Source organism: Desulfosediminicola flagellatus, assembly GCF_005116655.2.
Classification (GTDB): Bacteria; Desulfobacterota; Desulfobulbia; order Desulfobulbales; family Desulfocapsaceae; genus Desulfopila; species Desulfopila flagellata.
Window position 1 is genome coordinate 4,112,490 of sequence record NZ_CP050698.1, and the last position, 19,435, is coordinate 4,131,924.

Genomic DNA, 19,435 nt, shown 5'->3' on the forward strand with positions numbered 1-19,435 from the left:
GGGGATTAAGAAATCATAAACTACACATGCAACAGCATCCATCCTCTACTCAGCCAAACATTTTCACGCAGCAGTGAACGATTGCCGACGACTTCAGAGGTAAAGCACCATATTTATACCGACCGTAAATGGATCGAAGCCGGAGAATTCAACCGGGATAAGCATCAACTTACCATGGAGGTCAGGGAGACATACGTCGGACAGTCCTTTGTGCTTCTCACTGAGGATTTCCTACTATCCCTCCAGCAACTCTGCCTAAATTTCGAGAACATAGTTGAACTCGGAGCAGGTATCGGCTGGCTTGGGCATTGGCTCGGAAAATACGGGATCACGCTCCAGACATCCATCGACAATAAAAGCTGGTCTGATTTTCCGCAGAACCGCTACCTTGATCTCGTCCAGCAGATGGATTCTTTAGAGTATGTATTGCGCCATCCTGAAGTTCATTTGTACATTTTGGCCTGGCCTGCAGAAGATGATCTGGCGACCAGAATCTGGCAGTCATTGATTCCCGGACAGCATCTACTCTATATAGGCGAGGGCAAAAACGGATGCACTGCAAACGACACATTTTTTGATATAATTAAAGACCACGAAGTAGAGAACGAAAGCACCCGGATTATGAAGCAATCCTTCCTCTCTTTCGATGATTTTCACGACCAGCCGTATCTCTACAAAAAAGGTTAATGCACCTGAAAGCTGATGAGAGCTTGTGTTGCAGTAACATCATTTAGCGCCGTTATCCCTACAATGTTGAACCTGCTATATAGAGTATGGTCCTTTTTTACCAGCAACTCTGCACCTTCAAACGGTGTCTGGCCAACTGGTAAGACATATGAAACGAACAGCAGCTGTAATCGGCTCTTATAGATGGATATCGCATTAAGAGTAATGGCTGCAATTCTACACTTGCCTATTCAGGTAGAGCCTGTTATGAGACTGACAAAACTGCATGAAAATAGATGAATATGAAATATTATCTTCATTTCATTCTATTGAGTTGAAAAATACATTTGCAGTATTACACTACACTGTGAGGTTGATTGTCACCCCTCACAGAGGAAAGAAATTCCTTCCGTAAAATATCAACAACCCTAACGCTACATTTCAATAATCATGCACCAATCTTCCGAGATTATTAAAGAGCGACATTTATGTCTTGCTCATGATCTTTCCCCTTAGGCTTCGCCCTGCAGTGTCCAGGAGTCTATCGGACTGAACTTTTTCTCTCAATTCGACAGTATCGTCGCTGAAAAGAGAAACTGCTCAAGCCTAAAAGATCCCAGGGCCATAAATACTTCAGTTAAACCCTTTATAACAACTTCTGATCAGCATAACAGTTGCATTGGCTTATACCGTGCTGATTTTCAAAAGTTGTCTTTTAAACCTCACTAATACTACAACAACGCCATAATGATGAAACATCTGGCTTTGTACTATTACGTGGGTAATTTCTCTCGTAGGAAGATGTCATGAGTATTGTCACAATATCAAGAGGATCGTACAGTCGCGGAAAAGAAGTAGCTGAAAAACTTGCTGAAAAACTCAACTATGAATGTGTTTCCCGGGATATTATTCTGGAAGCATGTGCTGAGTTCAACATTCCTGAAATAAAATTGATCCGGGCTTTGCACGATCCAACAACAGTGCTGGAACGTTTTAAGTATGGAAAAGAAAAATATCTTGCGTACTTTCGCTATTCGCTAATTAAACACACTGCAGTCGATAATATCGTATATCACGGCCTTGCAGGGCATTATATACTTAGAGATGTCCCACACGTTTTAAAAGTTAGAATTCTTTCTAATATGGAGGATCGCGTTAAGGAAGAAGTTCGACGGGAGAATATATCGCCGACTGAAGCGCGCTACCTATTGAAAAAGGATGACGAAGAACGCAGAAAATGGGGAATCCAGGTTTACGGCACGGACACCTGGGACAGCAGGTTATATGATATTGTTCTGCATATAAATACGCTTACTATTGATGATGCAGTTCAAATTCTCTACGATCTTGTGAAAAAGCCGCAATTCCAAACAACCCCTGAGTCATTGCAAATTATCAGGGATATGGAAAAATCGGCAAAAATAAAAGCCATGCTGATCAATCTTTCACACAAGATTACGGTTGCAGTGACAAACGATGCTGCCATTATCGGCAACGTCAGTAAAGACCTCAGGGATACTGTCGAAAAACGTGTCATGGCTATCGACGGAATAAACACCGTTACACTTCATGAATCACCGATCGAAAAATCTCACTATATAAATCCGTATCACAATATTTAAATTTAGTGAGGTGTGAGGTGTGAGGAGTGAGGAGTGAGGAGTGAGGAGTGAGGTGACAACTACATCATTCCAGAAAAAATTGACAACGTACTGTACCAGGATCAATACTCAGTGGTCAGATTTTGATTTTTTTTACTCCTCACACCTAATAACGCCCATCACGCCAACCAGGGGATGAAGTATTTTCTTACTAACTGCCCGATTTAAACACCCAGAAATCAGGATGCAACATCACCAGAAATGGTATCAGTTCCAACCTGCCGACTACCATATTGATGATAAAGATAATCTTGGTGGGGATTGAGAGCAGGCCGAATGTACCCATAGGCCCAATCTCGCCAAAGCCCGGCCCTATATTACCGATAGTTGCTGCTGTACCGACAAAACCGATTGCGGCATTGCCTTCTATCATTGTTACCAACAGGCCGGAAGCCACCATCAGAACAATATAGAAAAGTAGAAAACCGATCATCTGCCTCTGGATGTCATCCGGCACGGTTCCCCGATCAATTTTCACCGGCAATATTGCCCGCGGATGAAGCACTTGTGCAATCTCCCGCTTCAGGTATTTGCCGACAAAAAGTATCCGCACAACCTTAATTCCACCACCTGCCGAACCGGCACAGCCACCTACAAACATAACGATTAACAGGACTGCCTGGGCAGGAACAAGCCATAAGGCAAAATCCGCAGATGAGAATCCCGCAGTTGTTATTATAGAAACAATCTGGAAAAAACTATCCCGCAAACTCACCTGAAACGAAAGGTCATGATAAAAATACAAGAGAGCACAAAGGCAACCGGAAAGCGTTAGAACAATGGTAACGTAGAGGCGAAACTCTTCGCTCCGTAAAAGTGAGTTGGGTTTTCTCTGTACAATGAACCGGTATTGCAAAGCAAAGTTGCTCCCTGCCAGAAACATAAACGCGGTAATTATCCAGGTGGCAGTCGGGTTCTGGTATCCCATGATAGAGAGTGGGTGCGGTGAAAATCCACCTGCAGCCATAGTTGTCAGACCATTACATACAGCATCAAAAATCGGCATTTTCGCCCAATAGAGTAAGGCAATTTCCACAACCGTAAGCAATACATAAATCAGCCAGAGAGCCTTGGCAGTATGTGTAATACGCGGAGTTATTTTTTCTTCAGTGGGGCCTGGTGCTTCGGCAAAAAACATGCGACGCCCGGCAACGGCAAACTGCGGGAGAATCGCAACAAAAAGCACGATAATTCCCATACCTCCCAGCCATTGAGTAAGACTACGCCAAAAAAAGAAATCTTTCGGGTAGAGAGAAAAATCTGTCAGGATGGTTGCCCCGGTTGTAGTAATTCCCGAGACTGATTCAAAATAGGCATCCAAGGGGCTAAGATCATAGAAAAGATACGGGATAGCACCGACAGCAGCAGTTACTACCCAGGCAAGTGTTACTATCAGCATCCCCTCCGATCGCTTGACATCATCAAAGTTATGGCCCCAACCGCCCCGCCACTGACAGATCAGCCCTACCCCGATGCCACAAATGGAGGCAACAATGAATGGTAAAATCGAGTTGTATTCCTTCTCCAGCAAGGCCACAATAATAGGTGTAAGAATAATCACCCCGAAGCCTATGAGGATAAGGCCAAGTGCATTGACAATAGTGCGCGTATTCATTTTGCAAAAAGTGTATTCAGTACTTCTGTATTTTCAGCGACAGTAAAGATCTTGAGCTGGTCCTTGGCAGAGACTATCGTGTGGCCATCGGGAATAATTATTCCCCTGCCGCGTTTAATAACTCCAATAATTGCATTGTTCGGCAAGCTGAGATCCATCACCCGGGTATCAACAAAATCCTCAGAAACGACTATACGCAACACTTCCCCCTGACCACCTTCCACCAGGGCAAGGAGATTAACATCTTTAGCCTGAATCTGGTTAAGCAGTTCTTTCATTGCTGATTCACGAGGGGAAACAATAACATCAATCCCTACGCGATCAAACAGCTGGGCATTTCCTGCATTATTGACACGTGTAACAATACGTCCGGCACCCAGTTGTTTTACCAGCAGTGAACAGAGCAGGTTCTTTTCGTCATTATTGGTTACACAGATGACAACATCCATATCACCGATGTACTCATCTTCCAACATCTCAAGATCCGTACCATCGCCCTGCAACACCAGAGTTGATTTGAGATTATCTGTCAGGTAATTACAGCGCTTTTCATCCTTCTCGATTATTTTTACCTTTATTTTCGCCTTTTCCATCTGTTTTGCCAGATAAAAACCGACGTTGCCTCCGCCAATGACTACTGCTGTCTTTATCCTGTTTTTTACCTGAAACAACGTGGCAGCAAGAACATCCAAAGCCGGGCCCGTGCCCATAAAAATAACCTTGTCATCACTTTCTATCTTTGTAGTACCGTTGGGGATAAACAGGATATTATTTCGGGTAATGCCAACGATCAATACATTGGCAGGAAAGTCATAATCCATGATACGGCAATCACAGAGAGCAGAATCGGCTTTTATCCGATATTCGAACAGCTTTGCCCGTCCGCCATCAAAATATTCTACATCTATCGCTTCAGGTACCAGAATGATTCTGAAAATATCCTGAGTCAGCAAGTGTTCCGGCCAGATAACTCTGTCGATATCATATTTGGTCTGATAGCGATGATGTACAGGGGAAACGAGATTATTATAGATCTCCCCTTTACTCACAAAGCAGACCGTTTCTACCTCTGCAATTTTTTTGGTGGTCCAGCAGGCAACTATATTGGCTTCATCTAGCTGTGAACAGGCAATAAACAGTTTGGTCTTTTTGGTTCTGGCTGACTCCAGTGCAGCAATATCAGTACCACTACCCGAGACAAAACTGATGTCCAGATCGTTGAATTTCTCAGGCAATCTGTCCAGCTCATCAATAAGTGTAATATCATGGTCCAGATACAGTCGGGCGGCGATCATATAACCAATATCGGTTGCCCCGTAGATGAGTATCTGCATTAGAGAACTCCTTTTTCCTTCTTGCGTGTCAAGGTATATTGAAAATCTGGAGAACACTCTTGAAAAGTCAGTGCGTTGAATCAGTATTCTCCACGGGTAATTCGTTCTTACACCCAAGCTTCTGATATTTCAAGCCTACTATCCAATAGTACTATCGACCAGCATGAAACACCTAACCCCATCTTTCTTGGCAACAACGTTTTTTGGCAGATCGAGCCCAATAGCCTCTGTAGTAAAGTACCTCAGCAGGCATCTAAAACAGCAGTTGCAGAAAAATCGAGTTGCTTTTGTAATCTTAAAAACATTGAGAAATGCGAGCTAAGGAAGGTGCTGTCTTTAGACATAATATTTCCTGATTACCACTCATCTTCAGCAGCTAAAGGTGAGGCGAGAGGCGTAAGGTGTGAGGCGTAAACGACACAAGCAATCAACACAGCCCAAAAATTTGATATCCAATCTAATATTAAGAAATCACCTCTCAAGAGGGTCCGTGCTATCAATAGTTTTCCCATGACAAAATGGCACTGTTAAAACCAAGCTGAGTTTCGGTGGTAATCAGATAAAATTTTGAATTTTGAGAATTACGTACGATTACCCCAGGCAATTCATTGCACGTGGAGGCAGAGAACCCTTTTCAGTGTCTAATGCTGCCGCTACAGACGAATAGGATTTAGCCCGAAAATCTCATTAACAACCAGGATTATTACGAGATTTTCGGGCTAAAAAGGCGCTATTTGAAATAACTCAGCAGAGCGTGCAGTGTTGTAAGCGGATGCGGTGGACAACCCGGAATATACAGATCGACCGGCACAAGGCTGTTAAGATCACCTATGACCTCCTCACTACCAACAAAAGGCCCGCCGGAAATAGAGCAGCAACCGCTGGCAATAACAATTTTCGGTGATGGTACAGCATCATATGTGTCGAGAAGCGCCTGCCTCATGTTGAGGGAAATCGGCCCTGTCACATGAATACCGTCAGCATGGCGTGGTGAAGCCACAAAATCGATACCAAACCGGGAGAGATCAAAAAACGGTGTATTGAGTACGTTTGTATCCGCCTCACATGAGTTACAGCCTGCAGCCGAAACCTGGCGAAGTTGCAGAGACCGACCAAAGAGTTTCTTGAAATGTTGTTTCGAATGCTCTGCCAGATCAGGCAGAGTTCCACCTGTAACAAGGTCATCCCTGTTAGCTGTTCCCAATTCAAAATTCTCGCTGAATCTGACAAATGCACCATCTCCCACCGATTCGCATTGCCCGCAGAAGGTACACCGGCCGAGATCAATGGTCTTTGTGGTAACATCGATTGCGTCCTGCGGACAGATATTAACACATTGCATGATGATCTCAGCGCTGCACTGGTCATTAATAACGGGCAAACCTCTGTAGCGGTGATAGAGAGCAATCGGCTCTTTAGGGTACTTTGACGTCTTGTTCCCCTGCTCCAGTTTATTCTTTAGTATTTTAAGCATGGTTTAAACCTTCTATATCACTCAGTATACTGGATTTCATTAGAGATCGAATCCGCAGTACGAAAGATTGTAGCTCTTATTGCAGAGCGGGAAGTCAGATATCTCCTGGTTGCGCAACGACATAGCCAATCCGGTCCAGTTATGGAATGATGGATCCTTGATCTTGTAGCGCTGAACCTTGCCATCACCATCAGTAAGTATGCAATGGGACACTTCCCCGCGCCAGCCTTCGTTGATCGTAACGACAAACGAATCAGGACAGAGACTGGAGTCCTGCATATGAACAGGCCCGGCTGTTGTCTCAGATTTATCAAGCAGCATATTGATGATTTTCAACGAATGCATGATTTCTTCACGCCTGACCTCTGCTCTGCTGTTCACATCGCCATTAGTAACATTGTTGATATTGGCGGGCAGTTCAGCATAGCACTCTGTCGGGAAGGACACCCTGGCGTCATAAGCTATGCCGCAGGCTCTGCCGGCATAACCAACCAATCCAAGATCTTTGGCCATTTCATGCTTTACTGTGCCGGTATATTCAAATCGTGCCTGAACTGTATGTGCAGTAAAAAGCAGATCGCAGACATGTTCTATCTCAGGAGTTATTTCTGCAAGCTTCTCACGTATCAATTGGCGCTGTTCATCACCCATTACATGGGTAACACCACCAGGACGAACAAGTCCCTTTCCAAAACGGTTACCACTCAAAACCTGCAGAAGGTTAAGAAACTCGCCACGTATTCTGCCGAAATAGGCCGCCGGTGGGTTAAATGCCACATCTCCACTCAGCGCTCCGAGATCACCGATATGGTTGGATATACGCTCCAGCTCCAGAGCAATAGAACGAATAACACTCGCTCCCTTATCAACTTTTCGGCCACTTAATCCCTCAAAGGCCTGACTGAAACAGAGACTATGAGCGACAGTGGTATCACCTGCAATTGATTCACAGATTATCGGATACCGTTTCTGCGGCACAGTCGGCAGCATCTTTTCAATGCCCCTGTGCTGATATCCAAGCTGAATTTCAAGATGGAGAACTTCTTCACCTGCACACTGGAAACGAAAATGTCCGGGCTCAATAATACCCGCATGAACCGGGCCTACTGCTACTTCGTGGATAGACTCGCCATCAACGGTGAAATATGGATAGTTACCAGGTATTTCGACATCATAATCGTTTTCAAAAACATCGGTTTCACCTGAGTAGTTCTTATGGTACCGAACCATCTTCAACCAGGGATGTCCGTCTGGTTTCAAGCCGAACTGTTCTGCAATCTCACGCTCGAACATATGAAATTTTTCACTGGCCGAGCTGGTTAATGATTTAAACGAAGTACCCGTTTCGGTTCCAATAACAAACAACTCACTATTGCGTACCACTGCAATAAGCTTGTAGACGTTGTTATCCTCATAGGCAAAAAACTGAACAATAAAGCCCTCATCTTTCACAAAGCTGGAGAGTGTTTTAAAAAAAACATCATACGAAACATGAGGAATTTCAGAGCGAAGAATTGCCTGACCGTTGTGTATTTTCAGGAGGTTATCCATGAATACCACCTCCAATCGTTTCAATGGCATTGATAATTGTGCTATAAATGACGTCAGGCATCCAGAAACACAGAGTTATTGAAGCCAGCAGCAGCGCGTACGGAGCAATAAGTCGTAATGTATGCTCTCTGACCATAAGCTTCTCGCCGGTATCGCCAAATGTCATAGACATAAAGACACGACCTGCACCTGCGAATACCAGAATCAGAGCAAAAATAAACACTGCAACGCTTATATATCTGTGCTTCTGAAATGCTCCTATGATGATGATCAACTCACTGATAAACATACCAAAGGGAGGCATACCGGAGATGCCGATAAAGCCTGAGAAAAACGACACAAATGTTTTAGGCAGATGCTCTATCAAGCCACCGATTCTCTGCACTCGCTTCGTACCGAAACCAAGCAGGATATTACCTGCCGAAAGAAAGAGTGAAGACTTTAACAGTGAGTGATGGATCAGGTGAATGAAGGCACCATACATGGCGTATCCACCTATTCCGACGCCAAAAGCAATAACTCCCATATTCTCAATACTGGAATAGGCAAGCATCCTTTTGTAATCCGGCTGACCGATAATAAAAATCGCTCCGACCAGCATAGAGAGAAGCCCCAGGCAGATAAGTACATTTCCGGAAAAATCTCCGAGGCCTGCAACATTCATCAACACATGGGCCTTATAGATCCCAAGGAAAGCGCAATTGAGCAGCGCTCCCGAGAGCAGAGCCGATGCTGGGCTGGGTGCCTGACTATGCGCATCAGGAAGCCAGGTATGCATGGGAGCAAGTCCCATTTTCGTACCAAAACCAATAACTACAAAGATAAACCCTACCTTCAACCAGAGAGGGTCGAGTTGGGTGGCGATAACATTAAGCGCACTGAAAGTCAGGGGACCATCAATATTACCAATGTCCATAGCAAGAGTAATAAAGAAACAACCGAGCAGAGCAAGGGCAATTCCTACCGAACAGATAAGAATATATTTCCAGGTTGCTTCAAGTGCTTCTTTGGATCGATGAATAAAAATCAGCGGTGCACTCACCAGGGTTGTGGCCTCAATGGCAATCCAGAGCACGATCGGGTGATCAGAAAGAGTCACCATTGACATAGTACCGAGGAAAAGCATCATACAGCAGCTGAAAACCGGCTTATTCTCGACCCTGCCCTCATTCATGTACGAAAATGAATACACTGAAATACAGACAAAAATGAACGAAGTGACCAGTAGAATCAATAATCCTTCCGGCGACGCATTGAAAAAATTAGGGAATGCAGGGGTCAGCTTGCCAAGCCAGCTCATTACACTCAACTGCATGTGCAGGAGTGCCGTGACAAGGAGTAAAATCCTGCCCAGATTTGCCGGCAGACCCAGCGCAGTTAGCCCCGTCATAAGCGGGAGTAAAAATACAAATTCAATCATTGTATCAATCCTTTAAACGTCCAAGTAAAGTAGTATCAACATCATCAAAGGCGCTGTTTATGTTATGCAGAATAATCCCCATAATCATCACACCAACCAGTAGATCAAGCAGCACTCCAAACTCGACGACATATATCGTGTGGCTGTGCTTAGTCAACGCTGTACCAATAAGGTAAATACCATTCTCAAGCGCCAGGTAACCGATAACCTGAGTAATGGCCTTGCTTCTGGCCATCATCAGAAAGAATCCGGATGCCATCGTCGTGATAGCAGTGATCAGTACCATGTCCCTGCCTTCCGGCAGTGACAGTCGCAGGTCATTGGTGATGAAAACTGAGATAAGAATGATAGCCAGCCCCATCAGAATCGAGGCATGGTAGCCAATGAATGGTTCGATTTCGCGTTTAATGGCCACCTTTTTGACCGCCATGTACAGCAAACCCGGAATCAATATTCCCTTGATAATGATCATTATCTGGAAAAATATGATCGCACCGCTTCCCAGCGTTGCGTGATCTTGCAGGAATAACGGAGTAAGCGACACCATAACCCCTTGCAAAGCCATAATCTTAACGAGCGCACTCAGTCTGGTTGACCCTAGTGACAGCAGAACCGAAAGAAGGATAATAACCAGAATTAATTCAGTAAAATCTATCATTGCAAGACTCCCATGGTTAAAATGGCGGCAAAGAAGACCAGAGCAAATGATGTAAGAATAAATTTCGGAACAAGGTTCATCTTGAATCGCGCCATTATTGACTCAGTGCAGCCTATAGCAGCATAAACACAGACCATCACGGCATAAAATATCAAGCCGCCAACCAAACCACTCGACGTTGAAATAGGATAGATGAGATGACTGATGAATGCTGAGTAGAAAAACAACTTATAGAACGATCCGAGTTCTATAAGTGCGAGATCAGGCCCGCTATGATCTAAAATCATAACCTCATGTATCATGGTGAGCTCAAGATGTGTTGCAGGATCATCAACAGGAACTCGTGAGTTTTCAGTCAGCAGGACCATGAACATCGATACTATTACGAAAAACAACAGTGATCCCGATGCACCGAGAAGAGAGAGTGTGTTTTCACCTGTAAAATACTCACCAAAGCTCAGGGAGCCGGTCAGGCGATAAAACAATATCAGCACTGTAAATATTGTGATTTCTGCCAGACATGAGAAAAATACTTCTCGTGCTGCGCCCATTCCTTCAAATGGCGAGGCAGTATCAAGTGCCGCAACGACAGTGAAAAACCTGCCCATTCCCATAAGGTAGAAAAGGACAATAACGTCTCCATGAAAGGACAGGAGCGGTGTCGTACCTGCAATCGGGAAAAAGAACAACACGATCAATGCAGAAGCAAATGAAACAATCGGTCCCATTTTAAAAACAAACGATGTGCTCGTACTGTATACAGAGCCCTTTCGGAGCAATTTTGCCAAAGTGTAATATTTAATAAGCAGTGGCGGACCCTGCTTACCCGCAAAAAAAGCCTTCACTTTCAAAATGATACCAGGAAAGAGCGGCGCCGCCAGAATCGCTATGGCGAGTGATATATATGTTTCCATCCGTTACCTCGTATGGGATACGTATTCTTTGTCGCTATCAGACAAACAGGAGAAGCGCGATTATTGTCACAATGATATAGCCAATATACAGTTGGATATGGCCATGCTGTATCCAACGAAGCTTACTCAGCATGTAGACCATCGGTGTGACAATCCGATCAACCAAAGTTGTCTCGGCAATATCATCAACACGCGTTTCATAACCGGTCCTGCCGGGAAAGATCCTGTTGATACCTGAATACCTGGTCCTGATCTGAACAAAAGGCCTGAAAAAATCGACAATACTCATCGCATACGATGTGCCTGTATATTGCATACGGACGGTCGGCTGGGTGAAACCACAACCCCAGGTCGGCCCGCGATCTATCTGCTTACGACGATAAAAGAGTTTCCGAAGCACTACGCTGAAAAGAACTACTCCCATAAATACACGTGCTGCCAGTGCAAGGTTACCAGCGACTAATGCGACCTCTTCCGCCCCGACAGGGATAAGCACTTTGATACTCTTCAAACCCATGAAGACAACCTGAACAAATGGCTCAGGGAACATGCCTATAACAAGGCAGCCACAGGACAACACTATCATTGGCAGGGTAATGGTAGAACCTGACTCAACCACACCTGCAGCTTCTGGAGATCGTGGCTCGCCAAGAAAAACAAGGCCCACGACCCGTGAAAAACATGAGACTGCAAGCCCGCCGATAAGTGCCAAAGAAATAATCCCAAGCATGACGAACAGAAACGATGAACCATTCAGAGTAAGACCGTGAAATGCGCCGTAATAAATGAGAAATTCGCTGATAAAACCATTGAACGGAGGTAAACCTGAGATAGATACGGAACCTACCAGGAAGCTTTTTCCTGTAGTAGGCATACGTTTCAGAATACCACCCAGTTTATTGATATTCCCGGTACCCGTCTTCTGAAGAACTGCTCCTGCGCCTAAAAATAACAGGGTCTTAAAGAGAGAGTGATTGAGTACATGCAGAAGACTTCCGGCAAAACCAAAACTGGCCATGACCATATCGCCTGAAGCAATACCGATCATGCCGATACCTGAACCGATCAGTATGATGCCTATATTTTCGACACTGCTATAGGCCAGTATTTTTTTAAAGTCAACCTTACCAAGAGCATAGACGACCCCAAGAACACCTGAAATCATACCTAAACTGAGGACAGCCTGACCAAACACAAGCTCTGTAACATCAAGAATGGTGTACAAACGAAGAATGCCGTAAATACCCATTTTGATCATTACTCCCGACATTACTCCCGAAATATGACTGGGAGCTGCCGGATGTGCATGAGGTAACCACATGTGCAAAGGAAAAATACCTGCCTTTGAGCCGAAACCGACCATAGCAAGAAAAAATACAATTACCTTGATGTTGGCTGGCATCTCCGCAAATGAGGCAAAATCATATGATCCTGTATAGCTGTACGCCAGGGCCATTGCTGCGAAGATGAACATGGCACCGGATTGGGTAAAAATGAAATAGATATAGCCGGCTTTACGGGTTGCTTCCTTTTTATATTCATGCATAACCAGAAAAAAGGAAGAGAGAGACATACACTCCCAGACAAGGGCAAAACTGACAATATTATCAGCGGTAGCCACCAGTACCATGGAGATTATAAGCAATGTGAAAAAGAAATTATTCACACCTATCCGTTTATAATGTGCAGGGTTCCTCATGTAGTGGAAGCTGTACAATGCGGCAAGCGGACAAACCGCGAAAATGGGTATGAGAAAGAAGGCTGAAAGTGAATCCAGCGAAAAAGATAGTGTAAAAATCTGCAGCCATGATCTGGAATACGTAACGACCTCAGCACCTTGCAGAGGCCCAAAGATCGCGTATAATCCTATCATGCAGCCAGCGGCTGTGATAGCGATATAACCGGCTTTCATCAGGCTGAACAGTCGGCTGGTTACTAAAGCAAATAGTCCGCCGGCGAATAAAACAGTAAGTGAAAGTAAAAAGGTGTCCATCGTTCCTCGTATTAATAATTCGTGAATCGCTATGGTGAATGTTGTGTTGCCTGTGCGGCCCATTGTGTCAGCATATTGGTATCATTTACCCTCCATGTTGTAATTTCTGAAAATGTCATAATCTCTATAAATTGCCTAAGATATTTAAAATACTATCGATGTCGTAGTAATGCGCATAGCTGTCCCGCTGCATGCAATGTGGCATACACAGGAAGTTCCAAAAAAAATCTTAACGGTGCTTAGATAAAATTAGAGCGCTGGCTGATGGCAGTGTGCTTCTGCCTCAGTACATTCGCAGGTGAAGCCATACCAGTTTTCACCCTGAGTGGTTGTTGAGGGATCTTGAACACGCTTATACCCACCGGTACGCGCCATCATGAATTTCATCCAGCTTGAAGCCTCATCAGAAGAATTGAAGGGGCCAACTACTGCTGTTGTGCTCACTCCTTCAAAATCGTTGAAGATATGTTGTTCTGTTTCTTCAGGGGCCTGAGTGATTCCGATAAGAACTGTCATGATAGTTTCCTTGGGCAAAGATATGGTTAAACAGCTATATAGTCGTTTCAATTGCAAACAATATTGAAAAAAAAACGTCACACATAATGCGCATTAACCGCGCACCTATTTATTCAAATCGCATCAACACGCTCGTAGGTAAATCCGTACCAGATTGCCTCTTTTCCCGTTTGTAATTCAGGGATAACTTCTTCAAAATCTCCAATCACACTTTTCAGGTAAACTAACCAGTTAAGCGCATCCATCTTCGATAGAAATGGACCAACTTCTGTCAGTGACCCTGATTTGCCATGATGTAGAAAAATGAATTCTTTGAGCTTTGTCGGTTCCTGAGTAATGCCGATGATAATTTTCACATTCAACCTTTACAGACAGCAAGTTTTAAAGTGGAGCTTCCAGACATCTTGAGCAACATGCGTGCCATCACAGAGCGATTTTCGCTATCACCCTAATGTACCGACACATTCAACATATGACACAGGACACAGTAGAGGCCAATCCTCACATATCTTAGGGATTTGACGTGTATAAACAGTGATTATCGGGATGAAGGGTCGAGAGCATGGGGCAGGATGCCCCGATCATGAGAAGGTCATTGGGAGTGCTAAAACAGGTTGTCGAACATACTATTAAAAGAGCAATTATCCGGATAGATACCAGGCAGGCGGGTATACACGGGCTGGATGTATTCTCTGATGCCTGTTGTTATAGTCGTATACGTTCAGGATTAGGAGGAAGATACTGCGGGGCATTTTACCCCATAGTGGCATAATGCCCCGAAAACGACAGGAATGATCATATAATTTGGCAGGCTTATCTCAACTTTGGCTTGAGAGTCGACATGTAGAGCAATCTTTTGGAAACTCAATAAATACTGCAAAAGTAACATTGCTATAGCCTATCTTATACAGAATGTACTACGTGCACGCCGAGAATGAAAATGGTAGAATTTACACCTTACCCCTTTCTCCTGACACGTAATAGTTGAGGATCAGGGGTAATCAGAAAGAATTCAGGAGTTCAGCCTCCTATGTCGGTGACCGCCAAAGTTGAACAAGCCCTGGTGGAGTGACACGGAGCAGTGCTGAACGCCTTGTGTGCAATTTTTTTGTTTTTTTAGCAGTCGCCCAATATCACATTCCTATATTAAACATAGAATCAAGGTCATGCTTTGAATACGCCTTAAATGCAAGCATTGTTTCAGTTTTAGTTATCGCATCAATGTGTGATAGTTTCTGCGTTACTAGGCTAGCCAAATCATCACTCGTCTTTACTCGTGCTATAGCAACAAGGTCATATTTGCCACTTACTGAGTATACTTCAGATATCCCTTCAGTAGCTGCTAACTGCTCAGCAACATTGTTAATCTCTTTCCTCTCTATGTTCATTAAAATCAATGAAGTAACCATTATTTTCCTCTGTAGTATTTTATGTTAGTAAGATATTCAGCCGATTATTAATGAGTTCGTTTCTGGCAAACGTTCGATTCATTGATCGACAAACTTCAACTATTCCGTGTTGACAAGTTTCGGATCTTATTTTTTCATATATCCAATTTTGCTTAATTCATTGTGTTGTACTATTGGATATATATCGTCTTGTGTAAAGGGAATACCGTCTATTCCGGAGGAGAAGAGGTAATATTTTTGACCTTCATTGAACAACGTATAATAATATTTATTTTGGCTATTCAACTTAAGCCCTTTATTCATTGGGTCATAAATAAAAACGAATGATTGTATATCTGTTTTATCCTTAGGCTGGAGGTCTTCTAAAGTTTCTGGGTAGGAACCATTTTGTATTCTGTAATACTCAATATGTTTTACAAGATCTGTTAATTGGCTTTCGGCCAACTGCTTACTGAGGTCATCAAAAACACCTCCGCGCTCAATAAAACCTTTGTAGAAAAGGCTTCCATACAGTAAAACTGTTAAGGCAATACCCATTGAACCAAGAGTTATGAGTTTCCATCCACCAATTTTTCTTTTGGTTATTCCAACGATTATTACAATTACACCAAAAAGAACGCCGATCAACGGTATAAATGACAGTCCACCAAGTACATAGGGCAAACAACCGATTTTTTCTTTTTGACACTCTATTTCATTCATTGCAATGACTCAGTAATTTACAAAATAGTGTTAAGCTAACTGGAACCATTTGGGCCTGTGCTCAACACTGAACTAATGTTTTTTTAAAAAAAACAATGCAGCTAGATAGTATTGAAAAATTTGACGTGTTAAAATAAATACATCCATAGTTTGATTAATTCAATATCTTTTCATATTTTACTACAATCACAAATCAAAATATTCCTCATAAAGTGATTTATACAAAGGTTCTTGTTTTAATTTTTTAAGTTCAGCAGAAAACGTATCAACAAATGTTCTTGATACATTATTTTTATTAAAAATAATGTATAATCCATCAGATTTTATAGGATTATCCTTGAGTGGTATAATTGTATTAACACCTGTTTTTTTGACAAGGTATAAGCCGTTTCCTAATTCTGCTGAAATAAAGTCAACACGGCCTGCATCCAGCTTTTTGAAGTTCTGTTCATCATTTGTAACTTCTTGATAATTTTTATGCTTTTTCACAAAACTCCAAAGCTCAGGTGTATAACTGTATCCTCGCACAAGACCGATTCTTCTCCCTAACAAATCATCAAGTGATTCGAATTTAAGTTCATCTTCTTCACGAACCCACATTACCCAGGGAGAATTAACAATGTGTTCAGCAGGGTAAAATGCGAATTCGGTTCTATCCTTTGTAAAGTTTGCTGAGAAAAGTGCATCAGCCTCACCCTTTTCAATCATTATTATGGCACGTTTCCACGGATACGCCTTAATGCTTCTAATCTTAACTTTCATTCTTTGAAAAACTGTTTCGATAACCTTGGTGCTGAACCCGCTTACATGATTGTTTTCTATAATCTGATACGGAGGCCAAACATCACATATTATATCAATTTCTTTCAATTCTGCATTTGCATTTGACACAAACACAGAAAGAAAGATCATCAGCACTATCATTTTGATATAATACACTTTTATTCCTATATCGGTTTAAATGAAACAAAGAAAGCCAAACGTAACATTCACTGGTCCCTGCTGTTTGTGAGTCCAGTGAAGACGCTGTTATTGGGTAGTTTTATTTTGGTGCACATACTGTAAACATAATCGGTCGATTAGCCCAGAGTAACCCCTGAGCCCTCACAGAACCGTACGTGAAACTCTCGCTCCATACGGCCCTTACTCTCCAACTACAGACGGATGCTCGCTTTTTCCTAATCGCTGATTAGCATGGCTCTTTACCATTGTAGCAGTAGTTGATTTCAAACCTGATTCGGTAACCCGAGTTCAATGAGCACTTCTTCATCTTTAACAACGTTTTCGTTGCTTACGTGAGCTCCACCGAGCCAGGCAAAACAGTGGATTAGCTCAACAGCATAAGCAGCTTATAAACGACCAATATGAAGAACAATAACACTGTTGGATAAAAAGTGAGTGAAAAACCAAAAGCTCTGGAAGGTGCTCCTTTTTGGTAGCCAAAATAAAATGCTATTCGACCTACTGCGAACAGCATTGAACATAAAGGCAAGACTGACAACCAACCCATTGGCATTAAAAAACACCACATAGAATAAACACATACGGTGATTACAAGTTGTTCAAGAGTGTTTTGTAATACGCTTTGAAGTAGTGTGGCCTTGTTTGTCCCTTTAGTCAGAGCGCTACCATCAATATCTTCCGGGGTAAAAAAACGATGTTTGGCTAAACGACCAATTGATATTATGAGAAAAACTGTTGGAAGAATTAAGCTTATAGCCAATAAATTAAGTTTTGGCTCTATGCCACTCAACGTCTTCAGTGAAAATGGGTCAAATATGATTCCGTAAATTATCACTGAAATTGTGACTAACAACCCAGCTATAATTCCTTTAAGTACACCACATTGTTTTTGAGACAAATTCATGCTTCTCCATATCAAGCTCGTATGAGAGATAACCGGCGAACTTTAGCGAGTCCAGCGGAACGCAGTGTAGCGATGGTGTAACGTATGGCTATGTAAATTTAATACATTGTGTTTCTATCTATTGTAGATATACATAATGCCTAACAAAACAGTAAAACTTAACCAAGATAGATACCTTTTCAACTTCTCATTTTTCTCTCTTTCATTATGCAAATCATATTTAAGTTGTTCATTTTTAGAAAATCTATCAATAGCTGGAAATTCAACGCATACATTTTTTACTAATATTTTATCATTCTCTGGTTTATATTTTTCAAGTACATGAAATTCTCTATTCTCGACAGGGAAGCCGTATGGGGAATAATGAAACGTTGATATACCTCTGACACTGCTTTCTTGAGTTACCTTAAAGTCTATATCATCATCACTGAATGTATGATTGCATACGAGACAGCTTTCATACCAGACAAAATTTTTCGATAAACATTTTTTACAATGAAAAGCAGGAGCAGTTATAGACATAATCTACCTCCATTAAACGATTTTCAGTACATAACGTGGCTATCCAGCCGCCCGCCTTTTAGGATCGGCTGAATAGCCATCTTACCTTCTGATATAGCACGCTAATTTACTTGGACGATATCATCTGGCTTCCACTCATCGTCTAAATACGGTTCCAGTGGATCATAGAGCCGAATGAAGTTAGACCGGCCCTCACCGGGTGATGGTCTTGATCCGATTATTATCTTTGCCCTCCGGCGCGTTCGGTGCAAACCAAACATCAATGGAACCATCCAGGTTTACATCGGGCTTATCGTAGGAACTGATGCCAGGCTTTGGCGTGGCCCAGAGGACAGCGGTGAGTTTTAGCGATTCAGTGTTTATGGTTTGGTTATGCTTAGTATTGCAGACTTTCCTAATGTCGCTTGCCCGAACGACTCCACCTAAAAGCCAGGCAGCATATCCCGTTTCAATTTTGAGCAGCTCGTACCATATACCTACTTTCAACATCGAAAATAGTTGATTTGGAAACAACTTCGAATCCGAATGTATTATAGAAGAGTACATTTTCATCAAAATCTGTTTCTAGAAAGGCGTTTGCTGAACACTTATCTACTTCTTTGCAAAACAGTTTCATGAACGTGGTTCCAATCCCTAGTCCTCTATGAGATGGAAGAACTCCTATAGGACCAAGATGCCAATGTTGTTTCACAGGATCTCTAAGAGCCCACTCTCTATGCCAGAAAGCTATCCGGTAATCTATTGAGTTTTCTGCCTTTTGCTTTTCAAAATTATCTTCATAATTTGAACCACAGCAAGACTTCATTCTCATGACACCGACAATATTTTTATCTTCTTTGGCGATGAATGTTATGCCAGGAAGTTTATTAAATACATCGATAAACATATTCTCGATTATCACTCTTTGACTTTCACCTTTACCCTTAAGAACGGCTATATGTAGTGGGTTGTTCAGCATGGCAATACTGAGCACTCTTGCTGATTCGTGGATGTCATTTAGTTCCATTAACGTGATTTTGAAAGTATCCACATTCATTGTTTTATCGTCAGGATTTCAAATGCATTCCGTTAAAAAACGTTTCTACTCATCTCGATAAGTAAACAAAAATTCAGTTACATTGGCGGAGTATTTC

General features: G+C 42.6%; 20 protein-coding genes. 4 read left to right on the forward strand and 16 right to left on the reverse strand.

The window, feature by feature from the left end; genetic code table 11:
• Positions 1–81 precede the first annotated feature (81 nt).
• Positions 82–687 (forward strand): hypothetical protein, encoded by a 606-nt coding sequence (locus FCL46_RS16970; RefSeq protein WP_136809910.1) that lies wholly within the window; start codon positions 82–84, stop codon positions 685–687.
• Positions 688–1,472: 785 nt separating this feature from the next.
• Positions 1,473–2,288, forward strand: coding sequence for a cytidylate kinase-like family protein (locus FCL46_RS16975; RefSeq protein ID WP_136809911.1), 816 nt, complete (start codon positions 1,473–1,475; stop codon positions 2,286–2,288).
• Positions 2,289–2,478: 190 nt separating this feature from the next.
• Here FCL46_RS16975 and FCL46_RS16980 read toward each other — a convergent pair whose 3' ends face one another.
• The 10 genes from FCL46_RS16980 to FCL46_RS17025 all read right to left on the reverse strand — a co-directional run bounded on the left by FCL46_RS16980 (position 2,479) and on the right by FCL46_RS17025 (position 14,158).
• Positions 2,479–3,942: a TrkH family potassium uptake protein gene (locus tag FCL46_RS16980; protein ID WP_136809912.1), complete on the reverse strand. Its 1,464-nt coding sequence runs from the start codon at positions 3,940–3,942 to the stop codon at positions 2,479–2,481.
• Positions 3,939–5,276, reverse strand: a complete 1,338-nt coding sequence (gene trkA / locus FCL46_RS16985) for a Trk system potassium transporter TrkA (protein ID WP_136809913.1) — start codon at positions 5,274–5,276, stop codon at positions 3,939–3,941. The genes FCL46_RS16980 and trkA overlap by 4 nt, the downstream gene beginning before the upstream one ends.
• Before the next feature lie 730 nt (positions 5,277–6,006).
• On the reverse strand, positions 6,007–6,750 hold the full coding sequence (locus FCL46_RS16990) for an NADH-quinone oxidoreductase subunit B family protein (protein WP_136809914.1): 744 nt from the start codon (positions 6,748–6,750) through the stop codon (positions 6,007–6,009).
• Between the two features lie 39 nt (positions 6,751–6,789).
• Positions 6,790–8,301, reverse strand: a complete 1,512-nt coding sequence (locus tag FCL46_RS16995) for a hydrogenase large subunit (protein WP_136809915.1) — start codon at positions 8,299–8,301, stop codon at positions 6,790–6,792.
• Positions 8,294–9,721 (reverse strand): proton-conducting transporter transmembrane domain-containing protein, encoded by a 1,428-nt coding sequence (locus FCL46_RS17000; protein ID WP_136809916.1) that lies wholly within the window; start codon positions 9,719–9,721, stop codon positions 8,294–8,296. The genes FCL46_RS16995 and FCL46_RS17000 overlap by 8 nt, the downstream gene beginning before the upstream one ends.
• Positions 9,722–9,725: 4 nt before the next feature.
• The gene (locus FCL46_RS17005; RefSeq protein ID WP_136809917.1) at positions 9,726–10,379 is read right to left on the reverse strand and encodes a hydrogenase; all 654 of its coding nucleotides are present in this window, start codon (positions 10,377–10,379) and stop codon (positions 9,726–9,728) included.
• Complete coding sequence (locus FCL46_RS17010; RefSeq protein WP_136809918.1) at positions 10,376–11,293, reverse strand: respiratory chain complex I subunit 1 family protein; 918 nt, start codon at positions 11,291–11,293, stop codon at positions 10,376–10,378. The genes FCL46_RS17005 and FCL46_RS17010 overlap by 4 nt, the downstream gene beginning before the upstream one ends.
• 37 nt (positions 11,294–11,330) lie before the next feature.
• Positions 11,331–13,286: a proton-conducting transporter transmembrane domain-containing protein gene (locus FCL46_RS17015; RefSeq protein ID WP_136809919.1), complete on the reverse strand. Its 1,956-nt coding sequence runs from the start codon at positions 13,284–13,286 to the stop codon at positions 11,331–11,333.
• A gap of 249 nt (positions 13,287–13,535) precedes the next feature.
• On the reverse strand, positions 13,536–13,802 hold the full coding sequence (locus tag FCL46_RS17020) for a hypothetical protein (protein WP_136809920.1): 267 nt from the start codon (positions 13,800–13,802) through the stop codon (positions 13,536–13,538).
• A gap of 113 nt (positions 13,803–13,915) precedes the next feature.
• Positions 13,916–14,158, reverse strand: coding sequence for a hypothetical protein (locus FCL46_RS17025; protein WP_136809921.1), 243 nt, complete (start codon positions 14,156–14,158; stop codon positions 13,916–13,918).
• A gap of 227 nt (positions 14,159–14,385) precedes the next feature.
• Here FCL46_RS17025 and FCL46_RS17030 point away from each other — a divergent pair, with 227 nt between their 5' ends.
• Positions 14,386–14,574, forward strand: coding sequence for a hypothetical protein (locus tag FCL46_RS17030; RefSeq protein ID WP_136809922.1), 189 nt, complete (start codon positions 14,386–14,388; stop codon positions 14,572–14,574).
• 361 nt (positions 14,575–14,935) lie between these two features.
• Here FCL46_RS17030 and FCL46_RS17035 read toward each other — a convergent pair whose 3' ends face one another.
• The 5 genes from FCL46_RS17035 to FCL46_RS17055 form a co-directional block, all read right to left on the reverse strand.
• On the reverse strand, positions 14,936–15,211 hold the full coding sequence (locus FCL46_RS17035) for an Lrp/AsnC family transcriptional regulator (protein ID WP_136809923.1): 276 nt from the start codon (positions 15,209–15,211) through the stop codon (positions 14,936–14,938).
• Positions 15,212–15,337: 126 nt separating this feature from the next.
• A complete protein-coding gene (locus FCL46_RS17040; RefSeq protein ID WP_136809924.1) occupies positions 15,338–15,913 on the reverse strand; it encodes a type II secretion system protein GspG in 576 nt (191 codons plus the stop codon).
• A gap of 186 nt (positions 15,914–16,099) precedes the next feature.
• Positions 16,100–16,825 carry a substrate-binding periplasmic protein gene (locus FCL46_RS17045; protein WP_167506038.1) on the reverse strand — a complete coding sequence of 242 codons (726 nt, stop codon included), beginning with the start codon at positions 16,823–16,825 and terminating at the stop codon, positions 16,100–16,102.
• Between the two features lie 415 nt (positions 16,826–17,240).
• Positions 17,241–17,780 carry an MAPEG family protein gene (locus FCL46_RS17050; protein WP_136809926.1) on the reverse strand — a complete coding sequence of 180 codons (540 nt, stop codon included), beginning with the start codon at positions 17,778–17,780 and terminating at the stop codon, positions 17,241–17,243.
• A gap of 114 nt (positions 17,781–17,894) precedes the next feature.
• Positions 17,895–18,302: a hypothetical protein gene (locus FCL46_RS17055; RefSeq protein ID WP_136809927.1), complete on the reverse strand. Its 408-nt coding sequence runs from the start codon at positions 18,300–18,302 to the stop codon at positions 17,895–17,897.
• Positions 18,303–18,476: 174 nt separating this feature from the next.
• Here FCL46_RS17055 and FCL46_RS17060 point away from each other — a divergent pair, with 174 nt between their 5' ends.
• Positions 18,477–18,650 (forward strand): hypothetical protein, encoded by a 174-nt coding sequence (locus FCL46_RS17060; RefSeq protein ID WP_153307146.1) that lies wholly within the window; start codon positions 18,477–18,479, stop codon positions 18,648–18,650.
• 100 nt (positions 18,651–18,750) lie between these two features.
• Here FCL46_RS17060 and FCL46_RS17065 read toward each other — a convergent pair whose 3' ends face one another.
• The gene (locus FCL46_RS17065; protein ID WP_136809928.1) at positions 18,751–19,338 is read right to left on the reverse strand and encodes a GNAT family N-acetyltransferase; all 588 of its coding nucleotides are present in this window, start codon (positions 19,336–19,338) and stop codon (positions 18,751–18,753) included.
• Between the last annotated feature and the right edge of the window lie 97 nt (positions 19,339–19,435).

Excerpts from the sequence above, each read along its gene's own strand:
- FCL46_RS16975 (WP_136809911.1), top strand. The coding sequence starts at position 1,473 with ATGAGTATTGTCACAATATCAAGAGGATCGTACAGTCGCGGAAAAGAA.
- FCL46_RS16980 (WP_136809912.1), bottom strand. The coding sequence starts at position 3,942 with ATGAATACGCGCACTATTGTCAATGCACTTGGCCTTATCCTCATAGGC.
- trkA (WP_136809913.1), bottom strand. The coding sequence starts at position 5,276 with ATGCAGATACTCATCTACGGGGCAACCGATATTGGTTATATGATCGCC.
- FCL46_RS16990 (WP_136809914.1), bottom strand. The coding sequence starts at position 6,750 with ATGCTTAAAATACTAAAGAATAAACTGGAGCAGGGGAACAAGACGTCA.
- FCL46_RS16995 (WP_136809915.1), bottom strand. The coding sequence starts at position 8,301 with ATGGATAACCTCCTGAAAATACACAACGGTCAGGCAATTCTTCGCTCT.
- FCL46_RS17000 (WP_136809916.1), bottom strand. The coding sequence starts at position 9,721 with ATGATTGAATTTGTATTTTTACTCCCGCTTATGACGGGGCTAACTGCG.
- FCL46_RS17005 (WP_136809917.1), bottom strand. The coding sequence starts at position 10,379 with ATGATAGATTTTACTGAATTAATTCTGGTTATTATCCTTCTTTCGGTT.
- FCL46_RS17010 (WP_136809918.1), bottom strand. The coding sequence starts at position 11,293 with ATGGAAACATATATATCACTCGCCATAGCGATTCTGGCGGCGCCGCTC.
- FCL46_RS17015 (WP_136809919.1), bottom strand. The coding sequence starts at position 13,286 with ATGGACACCTTTTTACTTTCACTTACTGTTTTATTCGCCGGCGGACTA.
- FCL46_RS17020 (WP_136809920.1), bottom strand. The coding sequence starts at position 13,802 with ATGACAGTTCTTATCGGAATCACTCAGGCCCCTGAAGAAACAGAACAA.
- FCL46_RS17030 (WP_136809922.1), top strand. The coding sequence starts at position 14,386 with ATGAGAAGGTCATTGGGAGTGCTAAAACAGGTTGTCGAACATACTATT.
- FCL46_RS17035 (WP_136809923.1), bottom strand. The coding sequence starts at position 15,211 with ATGGTTACTTCATTGATTTTAATGAACATAGAGAGGAAAGAGATTAAC.
- FCL46_RS17040 (WP_136809924.1), bottom strand. The coding sequence starts at position 15,913 with ATGAATGAAATAGAGTGTCAAAAAGAAAAAATCGGTTGTTTGCCCTAT.
- FCL46_RS17045 (WP_167506038.1), bottom strand. The coding sequence starts at position 16,825 with ATGATCTTTCTTTCTGTGTTTGTGTCAAATGCAAATGCAGAATTGAAA.
- FCL46_RS17050 (WP_136809926.1), bottom strand. The coding sequence starts at position 17,780 with ATGAATTTGTCTCAAAAACAATGTGGTGTACTTAAAGGAATTATAGCT.
- FCL46_RS17055 (WP_136809927.1), bottom strand. The coding sequence starts at position 18,302 with ATGTCTATAACTGCTCCTGCTTTTCATTGTAAAAAATGTTTATCGAAA.
- FCL46_RS17060 (WP_153307146.1), top strand. The coding sequence starts at position 18,477 with ATGAAGTTAGACCGGCCCTCACCGGGTGATGGTCTTGATCCGATTATT.
- FCL46_RS17065 (WP_136809928.1), bottom strand. The coding sequence starts at position 19,338 with ATGAATGTGGATACTTTCAAAATCACGTTAATGGAACTAAATGACATC.